Annotated in this window: 19 protein-coding genes; 11 read left to right on the top strand and 8 right to left on the bottom strand. The window is 69.7% G+C overall.

All coding sequences use genetic code 11. From position 1 onward, the window contains the following. The first annotated feature begins 206 nt into the window (after positions 1-206). From ACN28I_RS45470 to ACN28I_RS45460, 3 genes are read left to right on the top strand one after another with little or no spacing between them, the layout of a single operon-like run. Positions 207-1,352: a serine/threonine-protein kinase gene (locus ACN28I_RS45470; protein ID WP_420948844.1), complete on the top strand. Its 1,146-nt coding sequence runs from the start codon at positions 207-209 to the stop codon at positions 1,350-1,352. Then, positions 1,349-2,323, top strand: a complete 975-nt coding sequence (locus ACN28I_RS45465; RefSeq protein ID WP_420948105.1) for an RluA family pseudouridine synthase — start codon at positions 1,349-1,351, stop codon at positions 2,321-2,323. Before ACN28I_RS45470 ends, ACN28I_RS45465 begins: the two co-directional genes overlap by 4 nt. Before the next feature lie 39 nt (positions 2,324-2,362). Beyond that, positions 2,363-3,577 (top strand): DNA polymerase IV, encoded by a 1,215-nt coding sequence (locus ACN28I_RS45460; protein WP_420948843.1) that lies wholly within the window; start codon positions 2,363-2,365, stop codon positions 3,575-3,577. Between the two features lie 21 nt (positions 3,578-3,598). On the opposite strand, the gene ACN28I_RS45455 is transcribed toward ACN28I_RS45460, so the two are convergent. Next, entirely contained in the window at positions 3,599-4,591 is a 993-nt protein-coding gene (locus ACN28I_RS45455; RefSeq protein ID WP_420948104.1) for a hypothetical protein, read from the bottom strand. A gap of 146 nt (positions 4,592-4,737) precedes the next feature. Further along, entirely contained in the window at positions 4,738-6,438 is a 1,701-nt protein-coding gene (pcnB, locus tag ACN28I_RS45450; RefSeq protein ID WP_420948842.1) for a polynucleotide adenylyltransferase PcnB, read from the bottom strand. 75 nt (positions 6,439-6,513) lie between these two features. Here pcnB and ACN28I_RS45445 point away from each other — a divergent pair, with 75 nt between their 5' ends. Together ACN28I_RS45445 and yjjX are read left to right on the top strand one after the other, a co-directional pair. Further along, entirely contained in the window at positions 6,514-7,533 is a 1,020-nt protein-coding gene (locus ACN28I_RS45445; RefSeq protein WP_420948103.1) for an NAD-dependent epimerase/dehydratase family protein, read from the top strand. Positions 7,534-7,638: 105 nt separating this feature from the next. Beyond that, positions 7,639-8,175 carry an inosine/xanthosine triphosphatase gene (yjjX, locus tag ACN28I_RS45440; protein ID WP_420948102.1) on the top strand — a complete coding sequence of 179 codons (537 nt, stop codon included), beginning with the start codon at positions 7,639-7,641 and terminating at the stop codon, positions 8,173-8,175. A gap of 21 nt (positions 8,176-8,196) precedes the next feature. On the opposite strand, the gene ACN28I_RS45435 is transcribed toward yjjX, so the two are convergent. Continuing rightward, the gene (locus ACN28I_RS45435; RefSeq protein WP_420948101.1) at positions 8,197-8,817 is read right to left on the bottom strand and encodes a hypothetical protein; all 621 of its coding nucleotides are present in this window, start codon (positions 8,815-8,817) and stop codon (positions 8,197-8,199) included. Positions 8,818-8,952: 135 nt separating this feature from the next. On the opposite strand from ACN28I_RS45435, the gene ACN28I_RS45430 reads away from it, so the two are divergent. The 3 genes from ACN28I_RS45430 to ACN28I_RS45420 all read left to right on the top strand — a co-directional run bounded on the left by ACN28I_RS45430 (position 8,953) and on the right by ACN28I_RS45420 (position 10,944). Then, positions 8,953-9,381, top strand: coding sequence for a hypothetical protein (locus tag ACN28I_RS45430; RefSeq protein WP_420948100.1), 429 nt, complete (start codon positions 8,953-8,955; stop codon positions 9,379-9,381). Beyond that, positions 9,378-9,713, top strand: a complete 336-nt coding sequence (locus ACN28I_RS45425) for a hypothetical protein (protein ID WP_420948099.1) — start codon at positions 9,378-9,380, stop codon at positions 9,711-9,713. The genes ACN28I_RS45430 and ACN28I_RS45425 overlap by 4 nt, the downstream gene beginning before the upstream one ends. Before the next feature lie 130 nt (positions 9,714-9,843). Continuing rightward, positions 9,844-10,944, top strand: coding sequence for a citrate synthase (locus ACN28I_RS45420; RefSeq protein WP_420948098.1), 1,101 nt, complete (start codon positions 9,844-9,846; stop codon positions 10,942-10,944). 54 nt (positions 10,945-10,998) lie between these two features. Here the strand turns inward: ACN28I_RS45420 and ACN28I_RS45415 are convergent, their stop codons facing one another. From ACN28I_RS45415 to ACN28I_RS45395, 5 genes are read right to left on the bottom strand one after another with little or no spacing between them, the layout of a single operon-like run. Continuing rightward, complete coding sequence (locus ACN28I_RS45415; RefSeq protein WP_420948097.1) at positions 10,999-11,334, bottom strand: hypothetical protein; 336 nt, start codon at positions 11,332-11,334, stop codon at positions 10,999-11,001. Then, the gene (locus tag ACN28I_RS45410; RefSeq protein WP_420948096.1) at positions 11,331-11,771 is read right to left on the bottom strand and encodes a 4Fe-4S dicluster domain-containing protein; all 441 of its coding nucleotides are present in this window, start codon (positions 11,769-11,771) and stop codon (positions 11,331-11,333) included. Before ACN28I_RS45410 ends, ACN28I_RS45415 begins: the two co-directional genes overlap by 4 nt. Beyond that, on the bottom strand, positions 11,768-12,556 hold the full coding sequence (locus tag ACN28I_RS45405) for a nitrate reductase cytochrome c-type subunit (RefSeq protein WP_420948095.1): 789 nt from the start codon (positions 12,554-12,556) through the stop codon (positions 11,768-11,770). The genes ACN28I_RS45410 and ACN28I_RS45405 overlap by 4 nt, the downstream gene beginning before the upstream one ends. After that, on the bottom strand, positions 12,553-14,964 hold the full coding sequence (locus ACN28I_RS45400; RefSeq protein WP_420948094.1) for a molybdopterin-dependent oxidoreductase: 2,412 nt from the start codon (positions 14,962-14,964) through the stop codon (positions 12,553-12,555). Before ACN28I_RS45400 ends, ACN28I_RS45405 begins: the two co-directional genes overlap by 4 nt. A gap of 2 nt (positions 14,965-14,966) precedes the next feature. Continuing rightward, positions 14,967-15,212 carry a hypothetical protein gene (locus ACN28I_RS45395; RefSeq protein WP_047859129.1) on the bottom strand — a complete coding sequence of 82 codons (246 nt, stop codon included), beginning with the start codon at positions 15,210-15,212 and terminating at the stop codon, positions 14,967-14,969. Positions 15,213-15,449: 237 nt separating this feature from the next. Between ACN28I_RS45395 and ACN28I_RS45390 the strand changes: the two genes are divergently transcribed. From ACN28I_RS45390 to dsrP, 3 genes are read left to right on the top strand one after another with little or no spacing between them, the layout of a single operon-like run. Then, positions 15,450-16,046 (top strand): hypothetical protein, encoded by a 597-nt coding sequence (locus tag ACN28I_RS45390; RefSeq protein ID WP_420948093.1) that lies wholly within the window; start codon positions 15,450-15,452, stop codon positions 16,044-16,046. Next, a complete protein-coding gene (locus ACN28I_RS45385; RefSeq protein ID WP_420948092.1) occupies positions 16,039-16,944 on the top strand; it encodes a 4Fe-4S dicluster domain-containing protein in 906 nt (301 codons plus the stop codon). Before ACN28I_RS45390 ends, ACN28I_RS45385 begins: the two co-directional genes overlap by 8 nt. Positions 16,945-16,947: 3 nt before the next feature. After that, positions 16,948-18,225, top strand: coding sequence for a sulfate reduction electron transfer complex DsrMKJOP subunit DsrP (gene dsrP / locus ACN28I_RS45380; protein ID WP_420948091.1), 1,278 nt, complete (start codon positions 16,948-16,950; stop codon positions 18,223-18,225). Positions 18,226-18,316: the final 91 nt, after the last annotated feature.

Genomic DNA, 18,316 nt, shown 5'->3' with positions numbered 1-18,316 from the left:
CGCCCGAGCGGTCGCGCCGTGGGGTGGAACGGCATCGGCCCGCCCGGCCACAACCCCCCGGAATTCAGTGAGTGCCGGACCTACCCCATCCCCGCTACCCGGCTCCATGAGGAGATGGAATGCCCGGATGACCGCCATCCGACACCCCTCTTCTCCAGACAGGCGTTTGACCCCGACGCAACAGGGTATCTAGGATCTCCGACTTGATGCGTCCCAAGCTCATCGGTCCCTATCGCGTCCTCGAGACCCTCGGAAGTGGTGGAATCGGGACCGTTTTCCGGGCCCTGGATGACAGGACGAACGAGGCGGTGGCCCTGAAGCTGCTGTCGGGCGGCCCGGCCATGGACTCGCGGGCGGCGAAGCGGCTGGTGCGCGAGTTCGAGGCCCTGGAAGACCTGTCCCACCCCAACGTGGTGAAGGTGTACGACACGGGGGTGTACCAGAGCTCGCCCTACCTGGTGATGGAGCTCATCGAGGGGCTGACGCTGCGCGACTACCTGTCGCTGCGGGGCGAGCAGTTGCTGTCGGCCGCCAGCGCGTCCTCGGGCTCGTTCCCGCGCGCCGCGGGCGGGGCGTCGGCGAGCCGGGAGGCGGGCTCGGAGGAAGGGGGCCCCTCTCCGTTCGATCTCTCGGCCTTCGCCGAGGAGGCCCCGAGCGAGGAGATGATCTCGGGCGGGGGGATGCGCTTTGGCACGTCCGGCTCGGCGGCGCGGCTGCCCGTGCCGGTGGACCCGTGGCTGGACTCGGAAGAGGTGGATCCACTGGAGTTCGAGCTGCCCTACGAGATGGGGGGCTCGGAGGTGGTGACGGTGAAGCGGGAGACGGCGGCGCGGCTGGAGGAGCTGAACCGGCCGGAGCGGGTGGGCCGCCTGAAGGACGCGCTGCTGCAGGTGTGCGAGGCGCTGGCGTACATCCATGCGCACGGGCTGGTGCACCGGGACCTGAAGCCGTCCAACATCATGGTGGACGAGGACCGGCAGGTGCGGCTGATGGACTTCGGGCTGGCGAAGTTCCTGGCGGACGACGCGGGGATGACGCTGGACGGGAGGATGGTGGGGACGTTCCGCTACATGCCGCCGGAGCAGATCCTGGGCGAGCCCCTGGACGGACGGGCGGACCTCTACAGCCTGGGCGTCATCCTCTACGAGCTGATGACGGGCCGGCCGCCTTTTGACGCGAAGTCGCCGGTCGACTTGTGGCACAAGGTGTTGGAAACCGAGCCCCCGCCCGTGCTGGCCATCAACCAGTGGGGAGATCCCCAGCTGGCGCGGGTGGCCCATCGCCTCATCCGGAAGGAACCGGACGATCGGATCCAGACGGCGGAGGAAGTCTACGAGGCACTGTCCGAGTGAACGAGACCGGGACGACGCACACGCTGGTGGTGGAGGAAGGCAAGGCGGGGCAGCGGGTGGACCTCTTCATCGGAGAGGCGCTGGGGCTGTCGCGAGCGAAGCTGAAGAAGCTCTTCGACGCGGGCGCGGTGAAGGTGGGAGGCCGTGCGGCGAAGAAGGGACTGCTGGTGGCCGTGGGGCAGCGGATCACCGTGGTGGTGCCGGAGGAGCGGCGCGAGGTGGTGCCGGAGCCGGAGGCGCCGCTGACGGTGCTGCACACGGACGAGGCGCTGGTGTTCGTGGACAAGCCCGCGAGCAAGCCCTCGCACCCGCTGCAGCCGGGAGAGACGGGCACGGTGGCCAACGCGCTGATCGCGCGCCATCCCGAGTGCGCGGAGGCCTCGGAGGACGAGCGCGAGGGCGGGCTGTGCCACCGGCTGGACATCGAGACGTCCGGGGTGATGGTGGCGGCGCGCACGCGCGAGGCGTGGAGCGCGGTGCGGGAGGCCTTCGGTGGGCGGGAGATCGACAAGCGCTACTGGGCGCTGGTGACGGGGCCGCTGGCGGACGAGGGGGAGATCGACCTGCCGCTGAGACACCACCCGAGACACCCGGACCGGGTGGAGCCGGCGCTGGACGGAGGCGAGGGCGCGCGGGAGGCGAGCTCGGAGTTCCGGGTGCTGGGGCGCGCGGGGGAGTACAGCCTGGTGGAGGTGCGGATCCACACGGGGGTGCTGCACCAGGTGAGAGCCCACCTGGCGGCGGTGGGAGCGCCCATCGTGGGAGACACCCTCTACGGAGGGAGGGAGGAGCCGGGACTGAGCCGCTTCTTCCTGCACGCGAAGGCGCTGGGCCTCACCCACCCCGTGACGAAGCAGCCACTCCGGGTCGAGAGCCCCCTGCCCCAGGAACTCCTCGAGGTTCTCGGGAGCCATCACCTCCCTCTCCCCCCGGGAGAGGGACGGGGTGAGGGTGCCCGTCCCCCGGGTTGAACCGAGCGAGCGTCAGAGGGGTCCACTACAGTGAATCCAATGAGGGCCATCATCCACGTGGACATGGACGCCTTCTATGCGTCCGTGGAGCAGCGGGACAACCCGGAGCTGCGGGGCAAGCCGCTGATCGTCGGCGGAGACGCACGGCGCGGGGTGGTGGTGGCGGCCTCGTACGAGGTGCGCAAGTACGGGGTGCGCAGCGCGATGCCCATGGCGAGGGCGATGAAGATGGCGCCGCACGCGCTCGTGGTGAAGCCGCGCTTCAACGCGTACAGCGAGGCGAGCGAGCAGGTGTTCTCCATCTTCGAGCGCTACACGCCGCTGATCGAGCCGCTGTCGCTGGACGAGGCCTTCCTGGACGTGACGGCGTCGGTGGGGCTGTTCGGAGCGCCGGCGGACATGGCGAGGCGGATCCGCAAGGAGATCGCCGCGGAGACGGGCCTGCCGTCGTCGGCGGGGATCGCCTCGGTGAAGTTCGTGGCGAAGATCGCCTCGGACGTGGCGAAGCCGAACGGCCAGCGCGAGGTGCGGGCAGAGGAGACGGTGGCGTTCCTCGCGGGGCTGCCGGTGGGGCGGCTGTGGGGAGTGGGGCCCAAGACGGAGGAGGCGCTGAAGCGCTCGGGGCTGGAGACGATCGGCGACGTCGCGAAGCGGGACGTGTCGTGGATGGAGGCGAAGTGGGGCGCGAGCGGACGCCACCTGTGGGAGCTGGCGCAGGGAATCGACCCCCGCGAGGTGGTGCCGGACCGCGAGGCGAAGAGCGTGGGCGCCGAGGACACGTTCGACGAGGATCTCACGGGCCTGGAGGCCCTGAGCCCGCATGTGCACTCGCAGGCGCTGCGGGTGGGCCGCCGGCTGCGGCGCGCGGGGGTGAAGGGCCGGGTGGTGCAGCTCAAGCTGAAGTTCTCGGACTTCACGCTCATCACCCGGAGGATCACCCTGCCCTCCGCGACGGATGATGGGCAGACGCTCTACCGGGTGGCGCGGGAGCTGCTGGAGAAGGCGCACGAGGACAAGCCGGTGCGGCTGACCGGCGTCTCGATGCAGGAGCTGGGGACGGGCGGAGGCGAGACGAGACAGCTCGGGCTGTTCACGGAGCCGGAGAAGCCGAAGAAAAGCGACAAGCTGAACGCGGCGCTGGACCGGATCGCCGAGCGCTTCGGAACGAAGGCGGTGACGACGGCGGACATCGCGGGCAACGACGAGACCGATCCGGACCCCGTCCGCCCGCAGAAGCCGAAGCGCCCCAACTGAGCCCACGCCCTCGGGGAGGGCTCAGAACGCGCCCATGCCCACCAGGCCGAAGGTGTGCGACACGTTGCCCTGGATGCCCATGAAGAGCCCGGACAACACCGGGCCGGTGCGCAGCGTGGCCATGGCCACGGAGCGGAAGCGTGCCGTCTCCCACTGGCGGCTGAACACGGCCCGGACGCTGAAACGCTCGCGCTGCACACTCGTCTCGAAGTCCGTCCAGAGTTGCGGCTCGGCGTGGTTGGAGTGGACGCCCATGGACAGCTCGAGCCAGGACAGCCGGCCCCGCAGGGTCGCCCACCGCGTATCGAGCAGGAGCCCCTCGGGGGTGCGTGCGGCCGCGCCCCCCACTTCCACCTGCTCGAAGCGGATGCCGGGCAGCGGCAGCTCCGGCAACCGGAAGCGCGCCGACATGTCCGCGCGAGCGTTGTGGAAGCGGGGCTCGGAGTGCAACTGGACGGACGTATTCAGCTTCCCCCCGAACGTGGTGACGCTCAATGAGGTGGGCAGCCCAAGCTCGTTGGCCTGCACGGTGCCGAACTGGTGGACGAGCCCGAGCACCGCCACGCCCGCGGAGACCATGGCCGCCGGTTTGGGAACGTGGAGGAAGTCGAGCGCCGATTGGAAGCCCTTCTGCAGCGGGCTGTCCGGCCCGCGCAGCCTCGGGCCCAGGTCTCGCACCCGGAGGTGCTCGCCATCAGGTCCGAGGGCGAGCAGGGAGGCGAGGCGACGTCCCGCTGGCAGCTCGGACAGGGTCAGGTCCTGCGCCGGTTGAGCGAGCGAATCCAGGGCATCCCGCTGCTCGTACTTCCGGGTCGGCATGAAGGCCCAGGCCCGCGCGCGGATGGCGAGAGAGAGCGAGGGGACGAGGAAGCCCCCCTGCAGGGCACGATCCGGGTCCGCGAAGGAGAACAGCAACTCCTCGAAGGCGGGACGCTCCGGCATGCTTGGAGGGGGAGCGAGCGGGCGATGCAGCTCGAGGACCTGCGCGCCCGACGGGAGCGCCCAGAGTGCCACGGTGAACAGCACCGCCCATGCGAAGGCGCCTCGGCCCATTGCAGGCAAAGGTGGTCAGACCTCCGCTCGCCCGCAAGCAAGGCGCGGGGGCCCGGCTGGCCGACCGTTCAGCCCTTCACTCCCGCCAGCCCCCGTCTAGCAGCGGCTCAACCCTCGTCGGACTCGGAATCGCCGTCGGAGTCCGCGCCGGAATCGGCGTCGTCCCCCGAGTCCTCGGAGTCACCCGAGTCACCGGCCTCCGAGGCGTCACCCCCCGAGGCTCCGGCACTCCCGGCCGCGGAGGCGGAAGCACCCTCCCCCGCCCCCACCTTGCGCCCACCCCGGCGACGGCGACGGCGGCGCTTGCGCGGGGCCTCGCCCCCCTCGGGGGAGGAGCCCTCGGCGGGCTTGAGGGGCGGCAGCTCGCCCCGCTTCCACGCCTCGAGGGCCTCGCGGTACTGGCCGGTGGCCTCGACGGAGATCTCGAAGACGATGAGCGCGTCGTTGAAGAGCGGGTGGCGGCGGAAGGCGCCGGTGCGGCGGCGGCGCTCGCCGGTGAGGGTGCGCTGGGAGATGAGCAGCAACCGGCACCGCTCGGCGATGCGGCGCGGCAGGCGCGCGCTCTGGACGAACTCGGCGAGCAGATCCTCGATGGCCTGGGCCACGGAGGGACGCTCGGCGGGATCCTGGCTCTCCACGACGGGGGCCGTCTGCGCGATGGGGACGAGCAGCGCGGCGAGCAGGATGGCGTCATCCAGCGGCTCGCCGGAGGAGACGCGCCGGTCGAGCGCCTCGGCGTAGGCGTAGAAGGTGTCCTGGCCGCGGCGGCCATTCTCCTTGAAGTACGCGGCCACGGGCGGCAGCAGCACCTTGAGGGCATCCAGGGCGGAGAGCAGCCGCAGGGTGGGAGCGGCCACACCGCCGCGGATGAGGCGGAAGGTCTCCTCCAGCAGGCGCGCGGGGGCGCAGCGGGGGAGATCCTCGACGGCGCCCTCCATGGCCGCGTAGGTGCGCGACTCGATGTCCAGGCCCAGCTTGGCGGCGAAGCGCACGGCGCGGAGGATGCGGACGGGGTCCTCGCGCATGCGGATTTCGGGGTCGCCGATGGTCCGGATGTAGCGCTCGTCGATGTCGCGGCGGCCCCGGACGTAGTCGATCACCTGGCCCTCGGCGACGTCGTAGAACAGGCCGTTCATGGTGAAGTCGCGGCGGCGCGCGTCCTGCTCGGCGGTCCCGAAAACGTTGTCGTGGGTGATGAGGAGATCCTGCGACTCCTCGGCCTCGCTGCCCTCCTCACCGTTCTCGGCGCCGGTATCGGCCTCGGCCACGACGTTGGAGGCGTCGAGCTCGGTGGGGTTGGCGCGGAAGGTGGAGACCTCGATGATCTTCCCGCCCTTGAAGTAGATGTGGGCGAGCCGGAAGCGCCGGCCGATGAGGCGGCAGTTGCGGAAGATGGCGCGCACCTCGCCCGGGTGGGCGCTGGTGGCGATGTCGAAGTCCTTGGGCTTGCGGCCCAGCATCAGGTCCCGCACACAGCCGCCCACGAGGTAGGCCTGGTGGCCATGGGAGAGCAGGCGGTGGATGACCTTGAGGGCATCCGGGTCGAGCTTGTCGGGGTCGATCTCCGCGGGCCTGCCGGAGGGGGTGGAGTGGGAGAGGAACTCGGTCTCGGGGAGGGTGTCCTCGGGAAGTGTCTCCGTGAAAGCGGACATGGCTATGGGGTTCTCCTCCGCGGCTTCGGGGACCGGCAGCAGCTCGAGGGGGTCCAGGGACCCGTCCTCGGAGGCAGCAACCTCGCGCGCGTCATCGGGCGCAGGCTGGAGCGTCGGTCCGCCGGCTGGCGGTGTTTCAGTGGAGTCTCGCGTCATCTCGCGGTTGACGCCCCTTGGGGGGCGCATCTAAGGGGCGACCTATACCGCATCCGCCCCGGAAGGGAGTAGCGCATGAAGACATTGTTGACCGGAGGGACGGGGCTGGTGGGGGCCAATCTCGCCCACCTGCTGTGTGAGCAGGGGGAGCGCCCCCGGCTGCTCGTCCGGGAGCAGAGTGACCGCCGGGGGTTGCGCGGGCTGAGCTATGACGAGGTGCTCGGCGACGTACTGGACGCAGATTCGCTCCGGGGGGCGCTGAAAGGCGTAATTCAGGTCTACCACGTCGCGGGCATCGTCCGGTTCGATCCCTTCACGCGGGAGGACGTTTCCCGCATCAACGCCCAGGGGACGAAGAACGTTCTGGAGGCGGCGCTGGCGGCCGGAGTGCGGCGGGTCGTGGTGGTGTCGAGCGTGGCGGCGGTCGGCCATGGGACGCTGGCCGAGCCGGCGACCGAGGACAGCGCGTACAACTACGCGGGAGACAACCCGTATCACGAGTCCAAGCGGGAGGCCGAGCGGCTGGCGCTGGAGGCCTCGGGCCGGGGCCTGGAGGTGCTGGCGGGCAACCCGGGCTTCGTGGTGGGCCCCTACGACGTGAGGCCCTCGACGGGGGAGCTGCTGCTCCTGGTGGCGAAGGGGATTGTGGCGGCGTACCCGAGCGGCGGCATCAACGTGGTGAACGCGCAGGACGTGGCGCGCGGGCTGAAGCTCATCATGGAGAAGGGCCGCCCGGGAGAGCGCTACATCCTGGGGGGAGAGAACCTCACCTACCGCGAGTTCCTGACGATCTGCGCGGAAGAGGCGGGGGTATCGCCGCCGAGACTTCCGCTGCCGGACGAGGTGGTGAAGGCGGTGGGGCGGCTGGGGGACGTGGTGGGCCGACTGTCCCCGGACATCTTCAAGCACGTGAACACGGCGTTCCTGCAGGCGCTGCCGTTGCCGGCCTACCAGTCGTCGGCGAAGGCGATGCGGGAGCTGGGCTATCAACCGAGGCCGGTGCGGCTCGGCATCCGCGAGGCGCTGAGGTGGTTCCAGGAGGAAGGAATGCTCCCGAGGGACCGGCCCCTCACGCCCCGAGGCGTCGTGGGCTGAACCCATCGCCTTTCCCCCTGACAACAACATCCCCTCTCCCCCCCGGGAGAGGGACGGGGTGAGGGTGCCCGTCCCCGTATTCCCCTCTGTGGAGAACCGAGTCCCATGTCCTTCATCATCGCCGTAGGCTCGACGAACCCGGCCAAGACGACGGCAGCGAAAACCATCTGCGAGCGAGCCTTCCCCGGCTGCACGGTGACTGGAGTCGACGTCCCCAGCGGAGTGCCCGAGCAACCCATCGGCCCGGACCAGACCTCGACGGGAGCGCGCAACCGGGCGCGGGCGGCGCTCGCGGCGGTGCCAGGGGCGCGGCTGGGGATGGGGCTCGAAGGGGGTGTGGACGCGGAAGGCAACCTCATCAACTGCGTGGCCGTGGTGGAAGCCGGGGGCCGGGAGAACCTCACCTGGGGCGTGCGCTTCCCCCTCCCCCCCGCCGTCGTGGCCCGGGTGCTGAAGGGCGAGGAACTGAGCCGGGTGATGGACGAGGTCACCGGCCGCACCGAGAGCAAGAAGCAGCAGGGAGCGGTGGGAATCCTGACCAACGGCCTCTTCACACGGGCCGAGATGTGGCAGGGGCCGCTGGCCTGCGCGCTGATGCCCTTCCTGCACCCGGAACTCTACCCCGCTCCCATCACCCCCTGAGCGAAGTGCGCGACGACCCGCCTACGGCGTGAAGATCGACACGCCGATTCCGTCACCGGCGCCCACCATCCCGACCATGACCCAGCGGTCGCCGACCTTGCGAAGCGTACCGGGCGCCCCCTTGAAGGCCCAGGCACCGTCCTTCTTCTCCATGGGGTGATTGGCGCTCTTCGACCAACCAGAGAGCCCGGCGCGGAGGTACTCGGGCAGCACCACGGTCGCCTTTCGTCCCGAGAGGAAGGCCTCGTAGTCCTTCGCGAGCCGGGTGAGCAGCTTCTTCTCCTCTGCATTCTCGGGAGTGATGTCGGTGATCGCCCCCAGGACGCCGACGCCGCTCTCGTTGAGCGCCAGCGCGGAGAGTCTCGGTGCGCTCACGACGATCTTCCCGGCCTTCCCGCGCGTCACGAGCCAGGACACCCCCACCATTGCTTTCTGTCCGCGAATGTCCGCGGCGGTGCCACGCTTTTCCGACAGAGCGGCATCGCACAACGGCTCCCGCTTCCCGCGGGGTTTCTCGCAGGCGTACTTCGCGGCCATGGCCTGGAGCACGACGGGGCGCTCCTGTTCGAACCGTTGAAGGAGCTCGGCGGGGATGGCGGGTGGGGTCTGTGACAGGATGAGCGTGAGCGTTAGAGCGAGCATTCACGGAATCTAGAAACATCCACGGTGGGACGCATAGAACGAATGGGGGCCCTGTCGAGGCGAGGGGGCGGACTGATTTCAGAGGGATTGCCCCCCTGGCTTCATGTCAGTGGGCTCGAATATAGAAGCGGACCCATGCGACGCCTCCTGCTCCTCGCCACCCTTGCCCTGGCCGCCAGCGGCTGTGTCTACACCCGCTCGAGCGCCGTTCCCTCCTCCACGGCTTCCGGACTCGCGCCCCAGTCCGTGGGCGCCGTGCAGGTCCGCGCCACGGCCGCGCCCGAGGGCGCCCGGGAGCTCGGTTTCGTCGAGGCCAATGGCACGGGCCTGGCCGAGCTGCCGGACATCGTGGAGGAGTTCCGCCAGCGCGTGGCCGGCCTCGGCGGCAACTACGCCCAGGTGGATCGCATCGCCACGAAGTTCGAGATGCAGACCCAGACGTACACGTACACCTGTGGCAAGTCGACCTGCACCGGGACCCGGGCCGTGGAGGTCAGCACCACGAGCATCCTGGGCCGCGCCTTCCTCATCGAGAAGTCCACCGCCACGAGGTCCGCACCATGAAGCGCATCGTCCTGCTGTCCGTCCTCTCGCTGTTCACCGTTGCCTGTGGCACCACCCGGACGAGCCGTGTGGTGACGGGCAAGGAGTCCGCCCCCTACTCGGGTGAGGTGAAGATCCTCATGGACGGCACGCCCGTGCCCGAGGGGATGCAGGAGGTCGCGCTGGTGCAGGCCATCGGCCACGGCCTCCACGCGGACCTCGAGCACGTCATCCAGGGCCTGCGCGCGGAGGCCGCGGCGCTGGGCTGCGATGCCGTCGTCCGGGTGAGGGTGGACCAGGGCTCCGCCCAGGCGTCCGCCAACGGCGTCTGCATGCGCACCGCCTCGCGCTGAGCCGTTGCCGCCCGAGCGGGCAGCGCGTGCCCGGCGTCGTGCACCCTGCCCGTTTCGGGCCATGTCGATTGTCGAATCGAGTTTTGGGCCCGTGGGCGGGTCATTACAGCTTGCGTCGGAGGGCACCAACATGGGCACGACGCAAACGGCTGTGCATGCGGGACTCGAAGGCGTGGTGGTAGCCGAGACACGGTTGAGCGAAGTGGACGGTGAGCGCGGGCGGCTGGTGATTGCCGGCGGCGACGTGGAGTCACTCGCCGGAGCCAGCTCGTTCGAGGACGTGTGCGCACGGCTCTGGGCACCCTACGCGAAGCAGGCGCTCCCGGACTCGCTCCAGGCGGCGCTGGGCGAGGCCCGGGTGCGTGCCTTCGGGCTGCTCGACGGGTTGGGGGATGCGCTCTCGGCGGAGGACGGGATGGACGCACTGCGGGCCGCGGCGGCCCATGTGCCGGAGCACCCCGAGGGAGAGCTGGCGACGCACCTCCTGTTGACGGGGGCCCTCGCCGTGTTCGCGGGAGCGTGGGCGCGGCGCCGACGCGGACTGGCGCCGGTGCGCCCGGACCCGACGCTGTCCCACGCGGCGGACCTGCTGCGCATGGTGACCGGGGAGCTCCATCCCGAGCGCGCCGCCGGGCTCGACGCCTATCTGGTCACCGTCTCCGACCACGGGCTGAATGCCTCCACGTTCACCGCACGGGTGATTGCCTCGACGGGCTCGGATGCCGTGTCGGCGGTGGTGGGGGCCATCGGCGCGTTGAAGGGGCCACTGCACGGCGGCGCACCCGGGCCGGTGCTGGACATGCTCGACGGCATTGCCCGTCCGGAGCGGGCCACGTCCTGGCTCGAGGAGGAGCTGCGGGCCGGACGCCGCATCATGGGCATGGGCCATCGCATCTACCGCGTGAGGGATCCACGCGCGGCGGTGCTGGAGCGCGCCCTCGAACGGCTCGAACGCGGCGGGCTGCGGACCGAGCGGCTCGCCCTCGCGCGAGCGGTGGAGCGCGCGGCGGAGGACCTCCTGCGCCAGCGCTACCCGGACCGGCCCCTGCGCGCGAACGTGGAGTTCTACACGGCCGTGCTGCTCGACGCGGTGGGCCTCGACCGCACGATGTTCTCGCCCGCCTTCGCCTGTGGCCGCGTCGCTGGGTGGCTCGGGCACATCTCCGAGCAGCGGGTGACTGGACGTCTCATCCGGCCCGCGTCGCGCTACGTGGGGCCGATGCCGGGATGAGGCTCCGGTGCGAGCCCGGGAGCCGTCCGCATCGGCACTGGCGAGGAGGGCGCCCTACTCGCCGAGCCGGTGCTCGATGCGGATCAACCGGACACCCCGAGGCGTGTGCATCAGGGTGTCCCACCAGTTCGCGCCCTCGTACCAGTAGCGGATCTGCACACCCACCACCCGCCTCTCGCGGAGCGCCTGCTCGGCCTCGTCGAGCGGGACGGACCTCTCGGAGGCCATCAACGCGGCGCTCCCCTTGAGCAGCACCTCGTCCACCACGGCACAGCGCTGGATGTCACGGAAGAGCTGCGCCAGGGTCTCCGGTTCGAGGATCGCGTCCTGCAACTGAGGAAGCGCGGCGTTCTCGGGGGCGACGTTCGCGAGACGGATACCTGTGGTCATGAGCCTGGGGCCTGCTGGCGGGGAGGAATGAGTTCGAAGGCGTTGATCGGGGCCGGGCACACCTGGACGCAGAGGCCGCAGCCGTTGCAGCTCGCCTCCACGACGCGCGGATGACCCGACTCGACGGCGATGGCGCCCTCGATGGGGCAACGCTCGGAGCAGGTGCTGCAGAAAGAACCCTGCCAGGCGAGGCAGAGCTGGGGACGCACCCGCACGCTCATGCGCCCCTCACGCGGGGAGAACACCGGGAGACCACGGCCGGCCACCTCGCCCGACTTCGCACGGGAGGAATAGAACGCCTCGAGCGAGAAGCCGGGCTCGGACGCGATGGGAGCGGGCACGGGAGCAGGAGCGGGCTCCACCGGAGGCCTGGGCTCCTCCTTGCGCCGGAGGAACCCGAGGAACGCACGGCGGCTGAGCGTGGCCTGGGAGCTCACGGCCGCGCCTCCCTGGGCAGACCGGGCTCCCCTGCCCCACTGACACGCTGGTCGAGCCGCGCCGAGGACCCATGGCACTGCTGGCAGTTCTGCCGCTCCGGGTGCGAGGTGCGCAGCCCGGGGAGCGCCCGGGGTCCGTGACAGCTCGTGCAATCGTCCCGCATGAGCGTCGGGTGGGGCATGGTCGGAGGAGCCCCCGGCCAGGCCCGCTCGCCATTTCCGGCCGAGGCCAGCCCGACGAAGCGATTCCCCGGAGTGTCCTTGTACTGGGCCAGCGGGCGCGGCGAGTCCCCCACCACGTGGCACTGCGTGCAGCTCTGGTACGGCGGATGGCTGATCTTCGGAGCCACCCGGTTGCCCAGCTTCATCCCCTCGCCATGGCACGCCAGACAGCCGGGAACCTCGCGCTGGTCGATCTCATGCGGAATGGTGGGCGGCGCCCCGTCATAGGCGCGGTGGCCCTGACGCTGAGCCAGGGCCTGCGCACGCTGCTCCGCAGTGCCCACGGGCAGGGGCTTCACCGGGAACGGCGCCTCCGCCAGCGCCTCGATGGCCCCCTCGTACATGCGCGCATTGTCCCCCCGCCGCTGCTCGCGCAGCTCGCTGTAGCCCGGGGCGCGCTCCGCCCGTTGCGCGTGAGGATCCGAGGCGGCCGGACGCTCCGGCATCTCCGGCGCGCGGAGGCCGGCGAAGTAGCCGGTGGCCGCGAACGCCACCGCCACGGCGGCCCCCACGTGGAGCCAGCGCGTCCCGAGACCACCGCCCTGTCCGCCCTCGGGGCTCATCCCTGCTTCTCCGCGACGAGCTCGCGCCGGCGCACGCGCGCCGCGCACTTCTTGTAGTCCGGCTGCTTGGAGAACGGGTCATGCTCGTCGAGGGTGAGCCCGTTGATGAGCAGCTTCTCGTCGAAGAACGGTACGAAGAGCGAGCCCTCGGGCGGCTCACCGCGGCCGCCGACCCACACGGGGAGATCCAACTTCCCGCGCCGCGTCTCCACCGTCACCTGGTCCCCATTGCCCACCCCGAGCCGCCGAGCGTCGGCGCGGTTCATCTCCACATAGGCCTGGGGCATGGCGCGCTGGAGCTGCGGAATCCGCATGGTCATCGTGCCCGAGTGCCAGTGCTCGATGACGCGGCCGGTGCACAGCCAGAAGGGGAAGTCGGTGTCGGGGGACTCGGGAGGAGGCTCGTAGGGGCTGAACCAGATCTGCGCCCGGTCGTCGTGCGTGGTCGAGTGGTAGAACTGGATTTCCCTCCCCTTCTTCACGTAGGGGTCGTCGAAGCCGGAGAAGCGGAAGCGCGTCTCGCGCCAGCTCCCGTCCTGCTGCTGCACCACGGGCCAGCGCAGGCCGCGCGCCTTCACGTATTCCTGATAGGGCGCCAGGTCCTTGTGCTTGATGCGGGTCGTCTTCCGGTACTCCTCGAAGAGGTGCTCGTCGACGTTGACGTCGTAGTAGTGGGCGAAGTCCCAGAGGGGCACGGGCTTGCCGTCCTTGCCCTTCACCTCGAAGAGGAAGCGGCCGTCCTTGTCCTTCATGCCCTCGAAGCCGAGTTCGAGGAGCCGGTGGGCCACGGCGATGAGCTGCCAGGCATCGTCACGGGCCTGGCCGGGAGGCTTCACCATCTTGAACCACTGCTGGGTGCGCCGCTCGGAGTTGCCCGTCATGCCGTTCTTCTCCACCCACATGGCCGAGGGAAGGATGAGGTCGGCGATGCGCGCGGTGGCCGAGGGATAGACGTCCGAGACGATGAGGAACTTGTCGGCGAGCTTGCGGCTGGGGTCCACCAGCTTGTGCGTGTTGGGCAGGGTCTGCGCGGGGTTGGTGACCTGGACCCAGATGGTGTGGATGTCGCCGCCCTCCCCGGTGGGCGTGGAGAAGCGCTTCCACATCTCCAGGGTGTGGTAGCCGGGCTTGTCGTGGAGACGGCCCTTGGGGACGTTCCAGATCTCCTCCATCTGGGCGCGGTGCTCGGCCTTGGCCACCACGCGGCCGCCGGGGAGCGCATGGGCGAGCGTGCCCACCTCTCGCACGGTGCCACACGCGGAGGGCTGGCCGGTGAGGCTGGTGGGCGCGTCCCCCGGCTTGCCGAAGTGCCCGCTGAGCAGGTGGAGCCCGTGGACCAGGTTGTTGATGGCCGTGCCCCGGGTGTGCTGGTTCATCCCCATGCACCACAGGCTGGTGATGCGCACGTCGCGCCGGCCGAACAGGTCCGCGAGCATCCGCAGGTCCTTCGCCGGAACGCCGGAGATCTCCTCCACCTTCTCCGGGGTGTAGGGCTTCAGCAGCTCGCGGTACTCGTCGAAGGTGATGGCCTTGCCCTCGAGCGTGGCGGGCGAGTTGGGGGCCCGGAAGGCGCAGTTGGCCTCGACGAAGGCCTTGTCGTAGGTGCCGTTCTCCACCAGCAGGTGGGCGATGCCACACGCGATGGCCAGGTCCGTGTTCGGCTTGAAGCGCAGCGAGTGGTCGCAGAACCCGCTGGTGCGCGTCTTGCGCGTGCCGATGTCGATGAGCGTCACCTTCTCCCCGCGTGAGCGGCGGTCGATGACACGCGAGAACAGGACGGGGTGCATCTCCGCGGGGTTGTTGCCCCACATGATGAGCACGTCGCAGGCGTCGAGGTCGTCGTAACAACCGGCGGGCTCGTCCACACCATAGGTGGCGAGGAAACCCGTCACCGCCGAGGACATGCACAACCGCGCGTTGGCATCCAGTTGGTTGGTCCCCAGGCCGCCCTTGATGAACTTCGAGGCGGCATAGCCCTCGGGGATGGTCCACTGGCCGCTGCCGTAGATGCCGAAGCCCTTGGGGTCCTTCAGCACGCGGCGGGCGACGATGTCGATCGCCTCCTCCCAACTGATGGGCACGTGCTTGTCGCCCTTCTTGAGGAGCGGCGTCGTGAGCCGGTCGCTTCCATAGAGGGCGAGCCCCACATGGTAGCCCTTCACGCACAACAGGCCCTTGTTCACCGGCGCCTGCTGATCACCCGCGATGGCCACCACCTTGCCGTTCTGCACGCCCACCTGCACGTGACAGCCGGTGCCGCAGAAGCGGCAGGGCGCCTTGTTCCACTGCACGCCCGGGCCACCCGGGGCAGGCGCCACGGCCGCCTTGTCCTGGCCATACGCGAGGCGGCTCGCCGCCAGCGTCGCCGCGGTCATGGCCGTGCTCTTGAGAAAGTCCCGGCGATCCATGGTCAGCGCTCCTCCTCGGAGAAATCCACCATCACGACGTCCACGAAGCTCACTCCGGGGAGATCCCTCAACGACTCGGCGAGCGCCTCACCCTCGGGGAGGCTGCCGGTCTCCGTCACCACGGGCAGCCAGCGCTCCTCCAAAGGAGGGCCCAGGGTGATGCGCGGATCGCGGGCGACTTCGCGAAGCACGCTCGCCCTCAGTTCGGGAGAGGCATCGAGGGTGAGCACCAGACTGCTGATGGGCATACAGGCTCCGTCCATTCGGGCATGGCCCCCAGGAGCAAGAGACGGACCACCCCGGCGCCCGGGAGGAAGCCGCGGGCGCGGCGCAAACCCTGCGCTCAAATCTGGCTCCTCGATGCAGCTTTTTCGCGGGCAAGCGGGCGGACCGGCACCCCTTCACAGCGGGCGCACAGGGACGAGCCGTGCTGGCACGGACACTGCTTTGCGCAGAGCCCCGTGGAGATCCCTCTCGACAGATGGATGCGCCCGGCCCTCGCGGCCGTGTTGCTCGCCCTCGGCGGCTGCGGGAAGGACCAGCCCGCTCGCTTCCAACCGCCCCCGGGGGCGCCCACCGGCAAGGAGACGCTCCACCAGCCGGCGAAGCTCACCTCCGTGGAGAGCGATCAAAAGGACGCGCTGGGCCGGCCCCTTCGCGTGTCGTGCGAGAGCTGCCACTCGCTGCGTGAGACGAAGCCCATGCCCTCGCGGCCCGAGGAGCTGAAGGAGTTCCACCAGGGCCTCCAGTTCCGCCACGGCGAGCTCGCCTGCACCTCGTGCCACCAGGTCACCCAGCCGCGCTCGCTGCACCTGGCCACGGGCGAGCCGCTGCCCATGACGGAGGTGGTGACCCTGTGCGCGCAGTGCCACGGGCCGCAGTACCGCGACTTCAAGGCGGGGGCGCACGGCGGCATGACGGGCTACTGGGACTTGTCGAGGGGAGACCGCACGCGGAACAACTGCGTGAGCTGCCACGACCCGCACAGCCCGAAGTACGCGGGCGGGCATCCGGTGATGCCTCCGCGCAACCCGTCCGCCCATGGCGAGCCGGATACGAAAGAGGCCCAAGGCCATGAGTGACACCGTCTCCCGCCGCACCGTGATGAAGGGTGCCGGAGCCACGCTCGGCGCCGCGGCCTTCGCGCACGCGATGGCGCCGCTCACCGAGTGGACGAAGGACCTCAGCGTCGATGAGTTCCTCCAGAAGCACTACAAGGAGCTGACGCGCGACGAGATGACCCGCATCCTCGTCCACCTGAAGGTGGAGGCGAAACAGAAGTACGGCCGCGACGTGGACATCCGGGACCTGCCCCCGCAAGAGGGGGTGTCCTTCGGCTACGCGTTGAACCTGAGCGTGTGCATCGGCTGCCGCAAGTGCGCCGAGGCGTGCCACCAGGAGAACAACCACGATCGGAAGACGGGGAACTCGTACATCCGGGTGCTGGAGATGCAGCAGGGCAGCCTGGACCTGGAGCACGGCAACGCGAACTACGACCATCCGGTGCCGGCCGAGGGGAAGTACTACATGCCGGTGCAGTGCCACCAGTGCGACAACGCGCCGTGCGTGAAGGTGTGCCCGGTGCAGGCGACCTGGAAGGAGGCGGACGGCATCGTGGTGGTGGACTACAACTGGTGCATCGGCTGCCGGTACTGCGAGGCGGCGTGCCCCTACCACGCGCGGCGCTTCAACTGGACGAAGCCGGAGATTCCGCCCGAGGAGATCAACCCCGACCAGGGCTACCTCTCCAACCGCGTGCGCCCGCAGGGCGTGGTGGAGAAGTGCACCTTCTGCCTGCACCGCACGAGGGCCGGGAGGCTGCCGGCGTGCCTGGAGGCGTGCCCCACGGGGGCGCGGGTGTTCGGCAACCTGTTGGATCCCAAGAGCCCCATCCGCTGGGTGCTCGAGAACAAACGCGTCTTCGTGCTCAAGGAAGAGCTCGGGACGCGGCCCCGCTTCTTCTACTTCTTCGACAAGTGAGCCATGGCCGCTACCCGTCACCTGCTCGACTACCCGCGGTTCCTGGGACGGCTCCTGTGGATGAGCACAGACGGGAGCTGGCGTTTCTATACGTGGATGACGGTGCTCACCGCGATCGCGCTGGTGGGCGCCAATGCCTGGGCGCACCAGATGGTCGAGGGCATGGCCATCACGGCGATGAGCGACCACGTGTCCTGGGGCCTGTACATCGCCAACTTCACCTTCGGGGTGGGACTGGCGGCGGGCGCGGTGATGATGGTCATCCCCGCGTACCTGTACCATGACCACGAGATGCACGATGTGACGCTGATCGGCGAGCTGCTGGCGATCGCGGCCATCTTCATGTGCCTGCTGTTCATCGTGGTGGACATGGGGCGGCCGGACCGCTTCTGGCACATCATGCCTGGGATTGGCCGGTTCAACTGGCCGGTGTCGATGCTCTCCTGGGACGTGGTGGTGCTCAATGGCTACCTGTTCATCAACCTGCACATCTGCGGCTACCTGCTCTACATGAGGTTCCTGGGCCGCAAGCCGCGCAAGCAGTGGTACCTGCCGTTCGTCTTCCTCTCCATCTTCTGGGCCATCAGCATCCACAGCGTGACGGCGTTCCTCTACAGCGGACTCGGGGGGAGGCCGTTCTGGAACTCGGCATTGCTGGCGCCGCGGTTCATCGCGTCGGCGTTCGTCACGGGTCCGGCGTTCGTCATCGTGCTGCTCCAGGTCATCCGCCGCTTCACGGGGCTGCCCATCGGCGAGGGCCCGCTGCGCACGCTGACGTCGGTGATGCGGGTGACGGTGCTCCTCAACCTGTTCATGCTGGGCTCGGAGCTGTTCACGGCGTTCTACACGGGCGGCTCGCACGCCACGGCGGTGCGCTACCTGTTCTTCGGCTCACACGGGAAATACGCGCTGGTGCCATGGATCTGGACGGCGGTGGCACTCAACATCGCCTCGGCGGTGCTGGTGCACCTGCCGGCCACGCGGCGCCGCGTGGGGCTGCTCAACCTGGCGTGCGCGTTGGCCTTCGTGGGTGTGTGGATCGAAAAGGGAATGGGCCTCATCATCCCCGGCTTCGTCCCGAGCACCCTCCACGAGGTGGTGGAGTACGTGCCCACCCTCACCGAGTGGAAGGTCACCGCGGGCATCTGGGCCTTCGGGCTGATGGTGCTGACGGTGGCGGTGAAGGTGGCGCTGCCCGTGCTGAGTGGGCAGATCGCCGCCTCGCACGCCGCGCCCCCCTCCCGTGAATCGGAAAACAACACACCCGCCCTCGAATCGTAGCGCTCCAGGCAACAAGGAGAGAGCCGGCTTCACTGCTTTCAGAGGGAAACACGTTTTTGGCCCGGTTCCTGCTCTGGGTCGGGGCACGCTC

The sequence above is a fragment of the Archangium gephyra genome (assembly GCF_049060025.1).
In the GTDB taxonomy this organism is placed as follows: Bacteria; Myxococcota; Myxococcia; order Myxococcales; family Myxococcaceae; genus Archangium; species Archangium gephyra_A.
This window is presented reverse-complemented; position numbering and strand designations above follow the sequence as displayed.